Below are 16029 nucleotides of genomic sequence, written 5' to 3' on the forward strand. Positions count from 1 at the left end.
CGCTTCCGAGCAGTCGAGACTCGCGCCTTCGGCGCATGCGCTTCGACTGCTCGGAAGCGAGACGGGCCGCGAACTCTAGTGCTCGGTCTCGCTTCGCTCGGAATGCGGGGTCGTGCCGGAGTGGGCGCGTGAGTGGGGATGATGCGGCTCGGTGGATGCCCCGTCGGGGGGCGCGAGCTGATGGCGAATGCTCAGTCGCAGGTCCGGGACTGTTGGAGGGTGCCGGGAATCGGCGGGTAGGGCGTGAATAGAGTTGGGACGTGTCCTTGTCCCATACGGAAACCGCACCGCAAGTTCCCGCACTGATCGGTTCGCGTCCTGGCGCGGACGGTGAGGCCGGGTTCCCGTTCTCCGCTGTGGTGGGGCAGGAGCGGCTGCAGCTTGCGTTGATCCTGTGTGCGGTGCATCCGGGGATCGGCGGCGTGCTGGTGCGTGGGGAAAAGGGCACCGCCAAGTCGACCGTGGTGCGGGCGCTCGCGCAGTTGCTGCCGCCCGTCGTGGACGAGACGGGCGCGCGGCCCGCGCGACTGATCGAGCTGCCGGTGGGGGCCACAGAAGACCGCGTGGTCGGATCTCTGGATCTGGAGCGGGTGCTGCGGGACGGGGAGCAGGCGTTCCGGCCCGGATTGCTCGCGGCCGCTCATCATGGCGTGCTCTACGTCGATGAAGTGAACCTGCTGCACGATCATCTGGTGGACGTGCTGCTCGACGCGGCGGCGATGGGGCGGGTGCACATCGAGCGCGACGGTGTCTCGCATTCGCATCCGGCGCGGTTTGTGCTGGTGGGAACCATGAACCCGGAGGAAGGTGAGCTGCGTCCGCAGCTGCTCGACCGGTTCGGGCTGACCGTCGACGTCGTGGCCTCACGCGAGGTGGATGTGCGGATGGCTGTGGTGCGCCGCAGGCTGGACTACGAAGCGGACCCGGGCGGGTTCGCCGCGAGTTACGCAGCCGCGGACCTGGATATCGCCGAGCGGATCCTCACCGCGCGCGACCGCGTCGCCGGTGTGCGGCTCGATAATGTGGAGTTGCGCCGAATCGCCGCGCTGTGCGCGTCTTTCGATGTGGACGGAATGCGCGCGGACCTGGTGGTTGCCAGAACCGCGACCGCGCACGCGGCGTGGCGTGGCGCCGACTCGGTGTCCGAAGAGGATGTGCGGGTTGCCGCGGAGCTGGCATTGCCGCACCGCCGCCGCCGCGATCCGTTCGATGAGCCCGGCATCAGCGAGGAGCAGCTCGACGACGCGATGCGCGATGCGGGCGAGGAAGCGCGTACCGAGCAGGCGGGTGAAAGCCCTGGGGAGCAAGGCGAATTCGGACTTGACCAGGCGGATCAATCTGCTTCGGGCGATAGCAGCGGAAGCGACGATCTCGATCCGGACAGGGGACCGGACGCCCCGGACGGCGGATCCGACGGATCGGACGACGATCCCGACGGCGGCCCTGACTCTCCCGACGGTGGGCCCGGCGGCGGTCGATCGCCCGCCGCTCGCGAAGGCCGAACCGGTACTCCCGCTTCATCGGTCGTGACACCGCCGCGCTGGGAAGTCCCCGGCGTCGGCGAGGGCGCGGCAGGCCGCCGTTCCCGCGCGCAGACGAGGCAGGGCCGCACGGTCCGTTCCAGCGCCGACACCTCCGCCGGACTGCATTTGCTCGGTACCATCTTCGCGGCCGCACCCCACCAGCGCGCCCGTGGCCGCGGCGACGGCCCGCTGAAGCTGGCGGCCGAAGACCTGCGCGGTGCGTATCGCGAAGGGCGCGAAGGCAATCTGGTCATCTTCGTGGTCGACGCGTCCGGATCCATGGCGGCGAGGGACCGGCTTTCCGCGGTCACCGGAGCCATCGTCACCCTGCTGCGCGACGCCTATCAGCGCCGTGACAAGGTCGCGGTGATCACCGTGCGCGGCCAGGAGGCGGAACTCGTCCTGCCGCCGACCTCCTCGGTCGATATCGCGGTCCGCCGCCTGTCCGGCATGCGCACCGGCGGCAAAACTCCACTCGCCTCGGGCCTGATGAAGGCCCGCGAAGTGGTGCACCGCGAACGAGTCCGCGACCCCCGTCGCCGCCCCATGCTCGTGCTCCTCACCGACGGTCGCGCTACCGGAGGCACCGACCCGCTGCCCCGAGCCCGCACCGCTGCGTCCATGCTGGCCAACGAAGCAGTGACCTCGATCGTCGTCGACTGCGAACGCGGCATGATTCGCCTCGGCCTCGCCGCCGACCTGGCCCGCAACCTGCGTGCCGGTTATCTGCAACTGGGCGAACTGACCGGCGATTCGGTCGCCGACATCGTCCGCGCGGGCTCCGGTCGCAGCGGCGGGCGCACCGCGCCGCGAGCCGCCTGACCTTCTGATCAATGGACTACCAAGGAGTTTCGATGCCTAAAGGTGTGCCGGAGACCGTTCCCGATGATGGGCTGACCACGCGCCAGCGGCGGAATCAGCCCGTGCTCGCGGTGCACACCGGGCCGGGTAAGGGCAAGTCGACCGCGGCGTTCGGGATGGCATTGCGTGCCTGGAACCAGGGGTTCGATGTCGCGGTATTCCAGTTCGTGAAGAGCGCTAAATGGAAAGTGGGCGAGGAAGCCGCTTTTCGTACCCTCGGCCGCCTGCATGAGGAGACCGGCGCAGGCGGTGCGGTCGAATGGCACAAGATGGGCGAAGGCTGGTCGTGGACCCGCAAGCCCGGCAGCGACGAAGACCACGCCGCCGCCGCGCTCGCGGGCTGGCAGGAAATCGCCCGCCGACTCGAGGCCGAGCAACACCGCTTCTACGTTCTCGACGAATTCACCTACCCGCTGAAGTGGGGTTGGGTCGACATCGACGAGGTCGTCGAGACACTACAAAACCGCCCAGGCAACCAACATGTCGTCATCACCGGCCGCGACGCCCCACAAGCCCTCATCGATGTCGCCGACCTCGTCACCGAAATGACCAAGCTGAAACACCCCATGGACACAGGCCGAAAAGGCCAACGAGGCATCGAATGGTGACTCTCGCCTCGGCGTGCTTCGGGGGTGCGTGCCGCCTGGCTGTGCTGCGAAGCGGGAAGGCTGCGGCCGCAACGGGATTGGTCGTGGCGCTGCCTGGTGCGGCGAATCCGGTGGCCGGAGGATCGCGCCTGCTGGCGGAAGCCGTCCTGGGTGCGGGATGGCAGAGTGTGCTCCCGGGGAGGCCGTGGTGAGTGTTCCCGCGGTTGTGGTTGCGGCTCCGGCGTCGGGGAGTGGGAAGACGACGGTGGCGACGGGGTTGATCGGGGCGTTACGACGGGCGGGACATCGGGTGGCGCCGTTCAAGGTTGGGCCCGATTACATAGATCCGGGGTATCACGGGCTTGCCGCGGGGCGTCCGGGCCGCAATCTCGATCCGGTGCTTGTTGGCATGGAACGTGTTGTGCCGCTGTATCGGCACGGTGCGCAGGGGTGTGACCTCGCGGTGGTCGAGGGCGTGATGGGGCTGTTCGACGGCCGCATCGACGAGAACCAGTCCGGCGCGATCGCGGAGGGCTCTACCGCGCAAGTCGCCGGATTGCTCGGCGCGCCAGTGGTGTTGGTTGTCGACGCGCGCGGCCACAGTCAAAGCCTCGCCGCACTCCTGCACGGCTTCGCCACCTTCGACAGTACGATCCGCCTCGGTGGCGTGATCCTCAACCGCGTCGGCAGCGAACGCCACGATCAGGTCTTGCGCGCAGCCTGCGACCGCGTGGGCCTGGCCGTACTCGGATCATTGCCGCGAATGGCCGAACTCGAAGTCCCTTCCCGACACCTCGGCCTCATTCCCGCCGTCGAACATGGCGTCGCCGCGACCGCCGCTGTCGAAGCGATGACGGATCTCGTTGCCGCCCACCTCGATCTACACGCCATCGCGGCACTCGCCCACTCGACGGCCGCCGGTCCGATATGGGATCCGGGAATGGAGCTGATGCCGCCCGATCCGGCGCACCGCGCTGAGACAGGTCGGTCCGGTGTGGTCGCGTCCGCGGATAGCGGGCGTGCTGCGATAGCGGGTGGTTCTGGTGCGGTGACGTCCCCGCACAGGCGTGCCTCCGGGCCTTCTGCTGTGGTTGCGGGTTTCGACCCGGTGATCGCCATGGCCGGTGGTCCTGCCTTCACCTTCGGGTACGCCGAGCATCGCGAACTATTGGTCGCGGCGGGTGCGCAGGTGGTTGTCTTCGACCCGATGCATGACGAACTCCCCACCGGCACAGCAGGTCTGGTGCTACCGGGCGGATTTCCTGAGGAGCACGCCGCCGATCTGGCTGCCAATGCCGCTCTCCTCGCGCAGGTGGCCCAGCAGGCTCGCCGCGGGCTGCCGGTGCACGCCGAATGCGCCGGACTGCTGTATCTCACCCGATCGCTGGACGGCCACGCGATGGCCGGTGTAGTCGACGCGACAGCGGAATTCGGACCGCGCCTGACCCTCGGCTATCGAGATGCGGTGGCACTGACCGACTCTGCGCTGTGGCGAGCAGGGGAGCGCGTGCGCGGCCACGAATTCCACCGCACCCGGCTCGTCGCCACGGGCACCGCCACCCCCGCCTGGGGTTGGCACGTCGGCGGCGAACGAATCCGCGAGGGCGCACTCACCCACCACGTGCACGCGTCCTACCTACACACCCACCCAGCCGGAAACCCGGAAGCCATAGCCCGTTTCGTCGCCGCGGCCGCCGACTACGCACACACCCGTGCCACCACCTGAACTAGCCGTCGGCCTCGGCCTACGCCCGAACACCTCGGCCGAGCGCATCCTCTCGGCCATCCGAGAAGCACTGGGCGACAACCCCATCGTTTGCCTGGCAACCCTCGACGGCCGAGCCGCCGAGCCCGGCGTACGCGCCGTCGCCGCCCACCTCGACATCCCGCTGCGCGCCTACACCGCCGAAGAACTATCCCGAGTCCCCGTCCCGAATCCGTCAACCCGCACCAACACTCTCCTGGGCACCCCCAGCGTCGCCGAAGCCGCCGCAACCCTGGCAGCCAACGGCCCTTTGGTAATCCCTAAGCGCACAATCGACGGCATCGTCATCGCCGCCGCCCTCCAGCGACCCGCACCGGTGTCCCGCTGACTGGACGGCCTTGTTGCGGAGGGGATTACGCCTGGCTAATCTGCAGGCATTTTGAGACGTATCGGTTTCAGAATAATGGACCCTTCGGTGGGTCCGGTTGGATGATTGAGGAACAGCATGGACTCTTCGCTCGTATCTGTCGCGCTGCCCCTGGCTTTGGCCATCATCATGTTCGGGCTCGGGCTATCGCTGACCACCGAAGACTTCACGCGCATCGCGCGGAATCCGCGGACTGTGGCCATAGCCTTGGGCTGCCAGTTGCTCGTATTGCCCGCGGTTGCCTTCGGACTCGTGCTGGTGTTCGATCTGTCACCGATTCTCGCGGTCGGGATGATGTTGCTCGCATCGTCGCCGGGCGGCACGACGGCGAACCTGCTCAGTCATCTGTTCCGTGGGGATGTCGCGCTGAATGTGTCGCTGACCGCGGTAAATTCGGTCATCGCGGTGGTGACGGTGCCGTTGATCACCAACTTCGCCATCAACTATTTTGATTCGGATGGTGCGGCAGGCGCGGTAGGCCTGCAATTCGGCAAGGTCGTTCAGGTGTTCGCGATGGTCTTGATCCCGGTCGTCATCGGGATGTTGGTGCGACGGCTGGCTGCCGCCTTCGCCGACCGGATGGACCGGCCGGCGCGGATCGGTTCGGCGCTCGCATTGCTGCTCGTTATCCTGGGGGCCGCGGCAGGCGACCTCGACAACCTGACCTCCTACCTGCTCGAGGTCGGCGCCATTGTCGTGGTGTTCTGCCTCATCAGCCTGACCGTCGGCTATTTCGTACCGCGCTGGTTCGGTGTCGACTACCGGCAGGCGATCGCCTGCTCGATGGAGATCGGCGTCCACAACAGCGCCCTTGCCATCGCGATTGCCATCAGCGTCCTCGACAGCACGGAAATGGCGATCCCGGCAGGGGTTTACGGTGCCCTGATGTTTCCGCTGGCCGCGACCGTCGGGTGGCTCATTACGCGACGGCAGGCCGAACCGGCGCCCGTGGATCCGGTCAGCCCCGGTGTGCCCGAAACGGCCTGAGTGCACGCCTGCGCGGAGGAACTGGCCTGTCTGGGCCGTCGGGTTGTGCATGACCTGTGCGATGCGTTGGACCAGCGCAAGCTGGGCGTCCCCCAGGAAATGATCGACTCCTGGGTTCAGGACGTCCCGCTCGGCCGCATCGGTGCTCCCGCTGACATCGCCGAAGCCGCGGCCTTCCTCGCCTCGGATGCCGCCGGCTACATCACCGGCGACAACCTCATCGTTTCCGGCGGCATCGGCATACACGCCCACCTCTGACTAGCCACCGCTTCGACCTGGTTGCCGCCGGGTAGGTCATGCCTATCCGGCGGCGAGGATTACGGCGCTACCGAACCCCAGTCGGCGAAGCCGGTGGGGTCGTGGCGGCCGAGGCTGGCGTGTTCGAACAGGCCCCAGCCTTCGGCGTCGCCGCAGCGGGCGTGGGCGACATGGTCGATGACGCCGTAGGGGACTCGGCTCGCGACGGCAGGGTCGGTGAGGTCGTAGCTGCTGCTGGAGGACCATTCGCGGCCCATCCAGCGGCCGTGCAGCCAGTCGGGGTCGCCGCCGTAGCCGCAGCCGACATGCAGGGCGAGGTTGGTGACGGTCTTGATTTCGACCTCCAGCGGTTTACCGTCGGGCGTGCTGAGTTCCAGTCGCGCGCCTACGGGATGCCTTGTGCCGGAACGGTAGTCGATGTGGATGCGCGGCCAGCCCAGCTGCTCGGTGCGGCCGTCGGGGAAGATACGGACCGCGTCGTTGAGGGTGCGGGTGCCGTCCGGCTCCTCCTGCACGATGATCACGATGGCGAAATCGTCGAAGCGAATCGGCACATACATCCACCAGAATCCGCCGGAGGGCTCCGCGGCGGCCCGCCCGGGCGGCTCGGGCTCGCCGACCGGTCGGATGCCCCAGGAGCGGTCCCTTGTCCCCATCCAGACGTCCGGGTCGACGGTGAAGTCCGTGCCATCGACTTGCAGCGTCCCCGCCCAGGAGCCGACCTGCGCGAAGCGGGTCGCCTGAATGATCGGTCGGTTGCCGTTGAGGATCAGGTGCGGCTGTTCCTGGACGGTGGGAAACGAGCCTTCCCAGGTGAGGTCGAGACTGAGGTCGTCATGCTCACAGATCACCCGGATGCGTTGCAGCGGTTCGAGTATCTCGATGCGGTAGCCGCCGACCTGCTGGTCGAGGCTGCGGTCGCCGAGCGCGTCGGAGAAACGGACCGAGCGCTGGGTGTCACCACGCCGGACGGCGACATAGGCGTCGGTCACGCCGAGATTCGGGTAGACGCCGAAGCCGGTGACGAAGAAGGTGCCACCGTCACGGTTGTGGCCGTTGAAATAACTTCTGTCGTAGAAGTTCCGGTCGCTGCTGGCCACCCGGGCCAGCGACAGGTGCGTCTGATGGATCGGGTATTCGTCCAAGGGCACAGGCATGGCTGGTCTCAATCCCACTCGTAGGTTCCGGCGAGCAGCGCCTCGAGGCTCGCTCGGTGCATCACGTAGTCATCGCGGTCGGGTGTGTCGGTGTCTTCGCCGAAATGGATCATCCTGCGCTTGACCCTCGCCATCACGATCGCGTGCCGCAGTGCGGCGTAGACGATGTAGAAGTCGAGGTCGCGGACCGTATATCCGGTGACCTCTTCGTATTTGGCGACGATGTCGTCGCGGCGCAGGAAATCCGCGAGGCCGGGTTGTTCGAAGCGGGTGGCGATGTCCTGGAAGAACCGATGGATGAAGATGAGCCAGGCGATGTCCAGCTCGCGCGGCCCGAGTCCGGCCATCTCCCAGTCCAGCACGCCGACCGGTTCGAATCCGTCGTAGAGGATGTTGCCCGGTCGCGAGTCTCCCCACGCGAGCACATCGGGACCGGGGTCGGCGGGCCAGTGCGCGTCGAGCCAGTCGAAGGCACGCTCGATGATCGGGATCGAGTAACCGTCGTCGGCCAGCGCCCACCGGTACCACTTGCGATGCCACTCGACATGCCTGCGCAACGCTTGGCCGGGGCCGTCGAGCATGGGGAATCGGGTGGCCGGGTCCTTGATCGCGTGCACCTTCGCGATGACCTCGACGGTATTGGCGGTGAGCTGGGCGCGCTGCTCGGGGCTCGCGTCGAACAGCCAGCCGATGAACACGTACGGCGGATTATCCGCCGGCACCCGCCCGTCGATCCGCTTCATCACGAAAAACTTTGTGCCCAGCGGTTTCTCGTCAGTCTCCAGCCAGCGCAGCTCCGGCACCGGCACATCGGATGCCTCCGCGACACCCGCCATGATCTTGTATTGCGTTTCCAGATCATAGTTTTCGAATACCGGGAACGACTCGGCCTCCGGCGTCATCCGCGCGACGAACGATCCGGCCTCGAGCCTGCCGTCCACGCTCCATTCGGCGTCGAACAACACCGTAGGGCTCGACATCCCGGCGCCCTGCGGACGCGACAGTGCCGAGATCTTCGGCGGATGGTCGGCGGAGACCTTCGAGTCCAGCCACCGGGATAAATCCTCGGCGAGGGCATCGAGATCGCGGTCGCTGACAGTCAGCTGTCGCTGCGCGGTGGGATCGGGATCTTCGGCCATATCTTATCCTCCTGCACCATGAACCTTCGGCCAGAATGTAACGCGTTCTAGTTCTATATGGCCATCAAAACGGCAAGAAAGTGCAAGGCCGCTCACTAAGCGGCATCGGTGCTTGACAGCACCGTGTAGTCATCCTTCGTATTCACCCTGCCGGCTCTCGCGGCGGTGGTGACCCCGGACCGTACCGAGCCGATGCCGACCGGACTACCGGCACCCCGATCCTGGTGGGGTCAGCACCACGACATAGACGGGGGTTCGCTCTGAGGACGACCGGTGGTGGGCCTCGATAGTTTCGAGCGGTCACCATTTCATCGTCAGGCAGGGAGATCGTGTGGGTGCGATAGTCAGTCCGGATCGAACTCGTATTCGGCCGCAACGGGATTCGTCCGCCGAGGGCGATAACCCGAGTTGGAACTCGATCACTCGGGTGGCCTTCCGCATGTGTGTGGCTTACTTCGGGCTGTTCAGCCTGGTGTTCGCACAGATCACCTTCGTATTCACCGGGCTTGCCGGGCAATGGCTCCCCGACGACGCGATCCTCTGGCAGATGAAGACACTCGACCCGGTCACCAGCTGGGTCGGCAGGCAGGTTTTCGGCATCGATGCGGTTCTGCACGATTCGGGCAGCGGCGACCAGGCGGTCATCTGGGTGCTGGTCTTCTGCCTGTTGGTAGTAGCCGCGGTGATCACCGGCATCTGGACCGCACTCGACCGCCGCAGCGAGTACACCAGGCCGAATGCCTGGTTCCTGGTCTTCATCCGGCTGTGTCTGGCCGGTCAGATGATCTTCTACGGAATAGCGAAAGTCATTCCGACACAGATGCCGAGCCCGCCGTTGGCCGCCTTGCTACAGCCCTACGGCGACTTCAGCCCGATGTCGGTGCTGTGGATGCAGGTCGGCAGTTCGCATCCGTACGAGATTCTGCTCGGCTGCGCGGAAGTGCTCGGCGGCCTACTGCTGGTCCTCGCGCGGACCGCGACACTCGGCGCGATGTTGAGTCTGGTGAGCCTGGCGCAGGTGTTCGTGTTGAACATGACCTTCGACGTCCCGGTGAAGATTCTGTCCTTCCATCTGGTGTTGCTTTGCCTGGTTTTGCTGGCGCCGCAGACACGCAGGCTGGCGAATGTCCTTGTGCTGGAACGGCCCTCGGAACCCGCGACCCAGCCGCGACTGTTTCGCACGCAGCGAGCCGAACGGATCGCCACCACGGCGCAGATCTTCCTCGGTATCTGGGTGTTGATCGGTTGTGTGCAGATCGGCTGGGACAGTTGGCGCGAATACGGTGGCGGCGCGCCGAAACCGTCGCTGTATGGGATCTGGAATGTGACGGATTTCGACATGGACGGTGCTGCGCTGCCGCCGCTGACCACCGAGCAGAACCGTTGGCAGCGACTGGTTTTCGACACCGACGGTGCGACGTATCAGCGCATGGACGGCAGTCGCGTGCCGATCGAGGCTGTGATCGACCGGGACGCAAGGACCATTGTCCTTTCCGAACGCGCACAGGAAACCTCGGCGCAGCCGAGCCAGTTGGCTTCGTTCACGTTCGAACAGCCGGATCCTGATCGGCTCATCCTGCGAGGGCAGCTGAGCGGCCGACCGGTGACAGTGTTCTTGGATGAGCTGAATCTCGACAGTTTCCCCCTGCGCAATCGCGGTTTCCACTGGGTCCAGGACTATCCGTACTTTCACTGACCGCTGACCCGATGTCCAGGTCAGCCGACCGTGATGGCATCCAGCCGGGTGCGCAGGAATTCGGCGGAAACCACCGGCGGCAGACCGCTCACCTCGCCGATCGGCGGTGCCAACGGTGTGACGACGGCGTCGTGGTCGAGTTCGTAGAAATAGATCAGGGAGACGAGATCCTCTTCCGGGGCCTGTGCCTGAGGTGGCAGCACCCGGTGCCGACCGGAAGGCCACCGCTCGCCGCTCCAATAGGCAAGTAGGTCACCGATATTCACTGTGAGAGCGGCCAGGTCGTAGGGTGCGTCGGCCCACCCTCCGGCCTCGGTATAGACCTGCAATCCGCCCGCGCCCGGCTCGCGGTCCAGGACGGTGACGGTGCCGAAATCGGTGTGCGGGCCGATGCGGAACTGGCCGGGCTCCGGTGCGCCGACCACCGTCAGCGGCGGGTAGTGGTTGATATTGCAGGTCCAGGTCGGTCGCCCGGCGAGTCCTTCGAAAGGGTTGGCGGGCAAGTGAAGTGCGGCGGCGAACAGTGCGAGCAGTTCATCCGACAGTGTCCGCATGGCGGCGGTGTAAGTGCTCAGCAGTTCCCGCAGCTCGATCACCTCGTCGGGCCACACGTTCGGCAGGAACCAGACGTCGTCGACCCGCGGGTCGCCGGTCCTGGTGTCCGCCCCGATGGCGAAGGTCTCCTTCAGGTCCGGTGGGGTCTCGGTGCCCTCGGCGTAGCCGTTTGCCTCCTTGCCGGGACCGATCCAACCGCGACCGCCGACGGTGACGGCGTAGCGCTCCTTCACCTGCTCCGGCAGTGCGAAGAAGCGCCGGGCCGCCGCGCGCACCGCCGCGGGCAGCTCCTGCGGCAAGCCGTGCCCGTAGACCAGGAGGAATCCGGCGCGCCGCAACCCCTCGTCCACTTCGCGCTCGACCTCGGCCGCCGAAGTGCCGCCCGCGCGCCATGCGGTGAGGTCGATGGAGGTGATCGCGTTCATGTGCGGCCTTCCTTGTGTCGATCGGTGGTTGTCGAGCGACCGTCCGTTGCGCTCATCGAGCCTCGATGTCGTCCGCGACGCCGATGTCCTCGTTCCACAGTGCGGGCTTGTCGGCGATGAATTCGGTCATCAGGTCGATGAGGCGCTGGTCTTCCAGGACGGTGACCTCGACACCGTGCTCGGCCAGCCAATCATGGCCGCCGTAGAAGGTCTGCGATTCGCCGACGATCACCGCGCCGATGCCGAACTGGCGCACCAGCCCACTGCAATACCAGCACGGCGACAGCGTCGTCACCATGATCGTCGAGCCGTAGTCGCGACGGCGGCCCGCCGCGCGGAAGGCGTCGGTCTCGGCATGGATGCTGGGATCGCCGGACTGGACGCGGCGATTGCGGCCGCGACCCAGCAGCGTGCCGTCCGTGGCGAACAAGGCAGCGCCGATCGGAATACCACCCTCGGACAGGCCGCGTAGCGCCTCGTCGTAGGCCACCTCGAGCAACTGTTGTGCCGGTACCTGCGTCATGGCTCAACCCTCCAAGCAATCGGGTCCGCGCCGCAACGTACAGATCGTCCGTATCGCTCGGGGAGATGGATGACAAGATGACCGTATGTTGCCCACCGTTCGCGAGCTGCTCGCCGATCAGTTCAGCGCGGCCGATCCACTCGTCCTGGCGGGTAGGAGCAAGTTGAAGCGGGCGGTGCGCTGGGTGCATTCGAGCGAGATCTACGAAATCAGTCCGCTGCTTTCGGGCGGCGAATTGTTGTTGACCACCGGTCTCGGCTTGGCAGGCGTCGATGCGGGGACCCGGCGGCACTACATACGCGAGATCGCGGGTCGCGGGGTCGCGGGAGTGGCTTTCGAACTTGGCCGCACCTTCGACACGATGCCACCGGACATGGTGGAGGAAGCCTCGCGTAATGGTTTGCCGCTGATCGCGCTGCGGACGGTGGTGCCGTTTATCGACCTGTGCCGTTCCGCCAATACCGAGATCGTGTCGCGCGAGGTGCGGTCGCTGCGCTTGCTCAACGAGTTGGCGCGCGATCTCACCGGTGAGCTCGCGGCGGGCAACGGGGTGGCGCATCTGCTCGGGCGCATAGCCGCGGTCGCCGAGTGCGCGCTCATCGTGACGAGTGGTAGCGGCGCGCTGATCGCCGCGCACGGGGTAGATGACGACCGATCCGCTTGGGCCGCTGTGGAATCCGCCGCCGCGTTCGCGCCGATCCGGGCGCGAGAGAACACCTGGGGAACGCTCACCGCGGGACCCGGATCGGTGCTGGATCCAGCCTCCCTCGCCGCGGTACTCGAACAATCCGCGCCGAGTATCGCTCTTGCCCTGGCGAACTCGGGCGCGCCGACCGGCCGACCACAGCTCGCGGCGACGACACTGCTCGCCGATCTGCTGGACGGCAAGCCGATTCGACAGGCCGATCTCGAGGTGCGCGCAGCGGCCGCGAGCTTTCTGACAGTGCCGGGTCGAATCTCGGTTCCGGTGGCCATCGACGCCCCGGACGCCCGCATCGCCGCCCGTCTCTTGGACACCGCGGCAAAGGAACTCGGCAGGCCAGGTCTGGTCGCGGAGGTGCATGCCACCACCTACGGCGTGCTCGCCGTCGAGCAGACGGGACCGGATCCGGTCGGCGAGACCGTGCGGGTACTGCGAAAGTCCTTTGCCACCAACACCATCGAGGGTGTCACCATCGTGGTCGGTGATCCATCCGAGTTCACCTCGGCCGCGCTCACCGGTTCGCTCGAAGCCACTCGCTCCGCACTCCGTGTGGCCACCCGCCAGCGCCGCGACCGGCTGGTGGGCAGCCCCATCTCCACCTGTCGTGAACTGGCCACCGAGCTCGTCGTCGAATCACTCCCCGAAACCGAACGCGCCCGCCTGATCGCCACCACGATCGCCCCGCTGATCGCTTGGGACGCAACCCATCACAGCAACTTGTCCCGCACTCTCGAGGTGTACCTCCGCCACGGCGGCAGCCCCACCCGTTGCGCCACCGCGCTGCACATCGGCCGCCAATCCCTCTACCAAAGGCTCGACCGAATCCGCGACCTCCTCGGCTACGACCCCGGCACTCCCGCCCTCGCCGGAACCCTTCTCCTCGCCCTGTGTGCCCACCGACTCGCCGCCGTGACCTGACTGTGGCGTGTCGACCGGAAGCCGCAGCTATTCAACCGTGTAGTGCGCCCGTCGGCTCGTTGTCGATACCGCGAGGGCGTGCGAGCAGCACGTAGGCGACCAGGGCTGAGGCGAATCCGACGAAGAAGGTGATGTCGCCGAGGTCGGGTAGTTCGCGGACAACATAGCCGGTGAACTCGGCCTGGTTGGAGAACAGCAGAATCGAGACGACGAGGCCGATGAGGAATGCTGCGACGCCGCCCCAGTTCGTGTAGCTACGGTCATAGAGCAGGTCGTCGAATCGTCTTCCGCGGCGCAGGTATTGGTCGGCGAACATCACGCCCAGCCACGGGCCGATCCAGTACGCGACGATCAACAGGAATGCCTCGTAGCTTGCGGCGGCATCGGGAAGTGCCCACCAGGCGACCAGGAATCCGACCGCGCCGAAGCCGATGGACACCACCGCGCGTTGGGTGCGGATCGGCAATTTCAAGCCGATGGTGACGAACGCCATTGCCCCCGAATATACATTGAGCGCGTTGGCCGCGACGGCGCCAAGCGTGATCGCCAGCAGTGTCGGATTCGCCAGTGCGCTGGGCAGATTGGCGGTGAAAACATCCGTCGGGCTGCCCTCGACCGTGCTGGCGATGGTCGCCGACGCGGCGCCCAGCGCCGAGAGCCACAGGCAGGAGACGAACAACCCGGCCGCGGCGTAACCGCCAGTGGCGACCTTCGATACCGTGGCGGGCAGGTACCGGGTGTAGTCCGCGGCGTATGGATTCCAGCCGCCCGCATAGCCGAACGCGGTACCGACGGTGAGCAGGAAACCGCCCATGCCGCCCACTCCGCCGGACGGAGCGGGGGCGCCGAGATCGGCCTTGGTCAAGATGACGACGGTGACGACGAGGAACACCACCGCGAGCACCGGAAAGACGAACCGCTCGAACGCGTGCACCAGATTGTGGCCGAAGACGGCAAATCCAGTCTGCGCCACCACGATCAGTATCAGCGAAAGGATCTTCGGCATCCCGGTCAAGGTGCTCAGCGCGAAGGCGCCGCTGACGCTGTTGGTCGCGAACCAGCCGACACCGCACATGATCGACATGAACGCCGCGGGCAGCGCATTGCCCCGATAGCCGAATGCCAAGCGCCCCAACACCATCTGCGGCACGCCGTGCTCGGGCCCGCGCGCCGACAGCACGTAGTGCGCGGCCGCGCCGAGGCCGACACCGATCGCGAGCCCGAGCCCGGCCTGCCAGAAGTTCATGCCGAAGGCGGTCGCCGACAGCACGCCGATGAAGATGGTGGCGAATTCCAGGTTCGGGGAGGTCCAGGTCCAGAACATTTGACGCGGGGTGCCGTGCCGCGCGTCGGCGGGGATGTATTCGTTGCCGCCGGGTTCTACCGCGATGACGCGGTCGGCGTATTCGGACGCTTGCGGCGGGTCATCGGTCAGTGCCATGCATGAACACTCGTCGTCGGTGGGGTTTCCAGCAACCGACGAACTGTACGTCAGCGCCGACCCTGTAGCGGACAATTCGTCGACCGGTGGCTCGCCGTCCCTACGGCACACGCCGCTCAGCGCGTGACGGTGCTGGACTGATTGCTCCAGTTCGGCGACGGTGCGAGGAATGCGCCGGAGCCGGTGCGGAATGCCGCCTCGGCCTCGGCATCGCCGCCGAGCTGGGCCATCAACCATGCCGTCGGATAACCGAGATACCCGTAAACGCCACTGGTACAGGGAGTGGACGCCTTCGCGCAGTCCGGTTGGCCTTGCACGTCATTGTGGTCGGGGCCGTTGAGTGTCGCCCACACCTTCGGCACGTTCGCCGGGGTCGCGTCGTAGTACGCCTGATTCGACTGCAACCCGACCACCTGCCATGGCAGCGCCTGCGTCGAGGGGGAGATGAACCGGTCGGAAGAGCCGTTGACGAAGAACACCGAACCCGAGGTGAGTGCGCGGCTGTCGGCGCAGGTGACCCCCGACGAGCACCAGAGCTGGGCCGGAAGCTCTATCGGCACCGCGGTTTTGATCGCACCCTGCGACGCTCGCATCGCGTTGAGTACACCGCTCGCGCCCTGCGAATGGCCCATCGCGCCGGCCGCCGCCGTGTCGAGCTTCCCGGCGAAGACGCTCGCCGGATCCGCGGCGAGACCCTTCAGATAATTCAGCGAGCCCAGGATGTCGCTACCGGAGCCGGTTTGCTGGTTTTCGGTGCCTATCACCACGAAACCCCACGACGCCAAATGCCGAAGCAGGTAGGTGTACTGACTCGGCACGGCATTGGTTCCGTCACCCCAGACAACAATCGGGTGCTTTGCCGTGGAGGTGGCGAGATCCGCCGGGTACCAGACATCGTATTTCGCGCCGGTGGAATCGCAGCAGCCGAAGCCGAGTTCCTCGGTCACCGCCGACGGCCCGTCCTGGAAGTATTTCGACTCGATGCCGGGCGTAGGCACATAGGCCTGCGAATCTGCCTGCGCGACACCCGCTGTCGCATCGAACCCGGCCAGCGTCACCGCTGCCGCCACCACACACATCGCCCGTGCCCACCGAATCATGCGCACGAGTATAGGAACGCCCGC

At 66.4% G+C, this 16029-nt stretch carries 14 protein-coding genes; 8 read left to right on the top strand and 6 right to left on the bottom strand.

Features of this window, described 5'->3' with window-relative positions:
* The first annotated feature begins 302 nt into the window (after positions 1-302).
* The 6 genes from ACLMAJ_RS32660 (at position 303) to ACLMAJ_RS32685 (ending at position 6348) form a co-directional block, all read left to right on the top strand.
* Positions 303-2345: a magnesium chelatase subunit D family protein gene (locus ACLMAJ_RS32660; RefSeq protein WP_412017859.1), complete on the top strand. Its 2043-nt coding sequence runs from the start codon at positions 303-305 to the stop codon at positions 2343-2345.
* A gap of 32 nt (positions 2346-2377) precedes the next feature.
* Complete coding sequence (gene cobO / locus ACLMAJ_RS32665; RefSeq protein WP_412017735.1) at positions 2378-2992, top strand: cob(I)yrinic acid a,c-diamide adenosyltransferase; 615 nt, start codon at positions 2378-2380, stop codon at positions 2990-2992.
* Positions 2993-3149: 157 nt separating this feature from the next.
* Entirely contained in the window at positions 3150-4697 is a 1548-nt protein-coding gene (locus tag ACLMAJ_RS32670) for a cobyrinic acid a,c-diamide synthase CobB (protein WP_412017736.1), read from the top strand.
* Positions 4684-5064 carry a cobalamin biosynthesis protein gene (locus ACLMAJ_RS32675; RefSeq protein ID WP_412017737.1) on the top strand — a complete coding sequence of 127 codons (381 nt, stop codon included), beginning with the start codon at positions 4684-4686 and terminating at the stop codon, positions 5062-5064. Before ACLMAJ_RS32670 ends, ACLMAJ_RS32675 begins: the two co-directional genes overlap by 14 nt.
* Before the next feature lie 117 nt (positions 5065-5181).
* On the top strand, positions 5182-6090 hold the full coding sequence (locus tag ACLMAJ_RS32680; RefSeq protein WP_412017738.1) for a bile acid:sodium symporter family protein: 909 nt from the start codon (positions 5182-5184) through the stop codon (positions 6088-6090).
* Positions 6091-6135: 45 nt separating this feature from the next.
* On the top strand, positions 6136-6348 hold the full coding sequence (locus tag ACLMAJ_RS32685) for an SDR family oxidoreductase (protein ID WP_412017739.1): 213 nt from the start codon (positions 6136-6138) through the stop codon (positions 6346-6348).
* 59 nt (positions 6349-6407) lie between these two features.
* On the opposite strand, the gene ACLMAJ_RS32690 is transcribed toward ACLMAJ_RS32685, so the two are convergent.
* Complete coding sequence (locus ACLMAJ_RS32690) at positions 6408-7505, bottom strand: Rv3169 family protein (protein ID WP_412017740.1); 1098 nt, start codon at positions 7503-7505, stop codon at positions 6408-6410.
* Between the two features lie 8 nt (positions 7506-7513).
* Positions 7514-8644, bottom strand: coding sequence for a phosphotransferase family protein (locus ACLMAJ_RS32695; protein ID WP_412017741.1), 1131 nt, complete (start codon positions 8642-8644; stop codon positions 7514-7516).
* Positions 8645-8975: 331 nt separating this feature from the next.
* Between ACLMAJ_RS32695 and ACLMAJ_RS32700 the strand changes: the two genes are divergently transcribed.
* The gene (locus ACLMAJ_RS32700; protein WP_412017742.1) at positions 8976-10340 is read left to right on the top strand and encodes a DoxX family protein; all 1365 of its coding nucleotides are present in this window, start codon (positions 8976-8978) and stop codon (positions 10338-10340) included.
* 20 nt (positions 10341-10360) lie between these two features.
* Here ACLMAJ_RS32700 and ACLMAJ_RS32705 read toward each other — a convergent pair whose 3' ends face one another.
* Both ACLMAJ_RS32705 and ACLMAJ_RS32710 read right to left on the bottom strand, forming a co-directional pair.
* The gene (locus tag ACLMAJ_RS32705; protein WP_412017743.1) at positions 10361-11320 is read right to left on the bottom strand and encodes an isopenicillin N synthase family dioxygenase; all 960 of its coding nucleotides are present in this window, start codon (positions 11318-11320) and stop codon (positions 10361-10363) included.
* Between the two features lie 52 nt (positions 11321-11372).
* Entirely contained in the window at positions 11373-11843 is a 471-nt protein-coding gene (locus ACLMAJ_RS32710; RefSeq protein WP_412017744.1) for a nucleoside deaminase, read from the bottom strand.
* Between the two features lie 85 nt (positions 11844-11928).
* Between ACLMAJ_RS32710 and ACLMAJ_RS32715 the strand changes: the two genes are divergently transcribed.
* Positions 11929-13464 carry a PucR family transcriptional regulator gene (locus tag ACLMAJ_RS32715; protein WP_412017745.1) on the top strand — a complete coding sequence of 512 codons (1536 nt, stop codon included), beginning with the start codon at positions 11929-11931 and terminating at the stop codon, positions 13462-13464.
* 31 nt (positions 13465-13495) lie between these two features.
* Here the strand turns inward: ACLMAJ_RS32715 and ACLMAJ_RS32720 are convergent, their stop codons facing one another.
* Together ACLMAJ_RS32720 and ACLMAJ_RS32725 are read right to left on the bottom strand one after the other, a co-directional pair.
* Positions 13496-14905, bottom strand: coding sequence for a purine-cytosine permease family protein (locus tag ACLMAJ_RS32720; RefSeq protein WP_412017746.1), 1410 nt, complete (start codon positions 14903-14905; stop codon positions 13496-13498).
* Positions 14906-15021: 116 nt separating this feature from the next.
* Complete coding sequence (locus ACLMAJ_RS32725; RefSeq protein ID WP_412017747.1) at positions 15022-16005, bottom strand: poly(ethylene terephthalate) hydrolase family protein; 984 nt, start codon at positions 16003-16005, stop codon at positions 15022-15024.
* Positions 16006-16029 lie beyond the last annotated feature (24 nt).

The sequence above is a fragment of the Nocardia arseniciresistens genome (assembly GCF_046764875.1).
Lineage (GTDB): Bacteria > Actinomycetota > Actinomycetes > Mycobacteriales > Mycobacteriaceae > Nocardia > Nocardia arseniciresistens.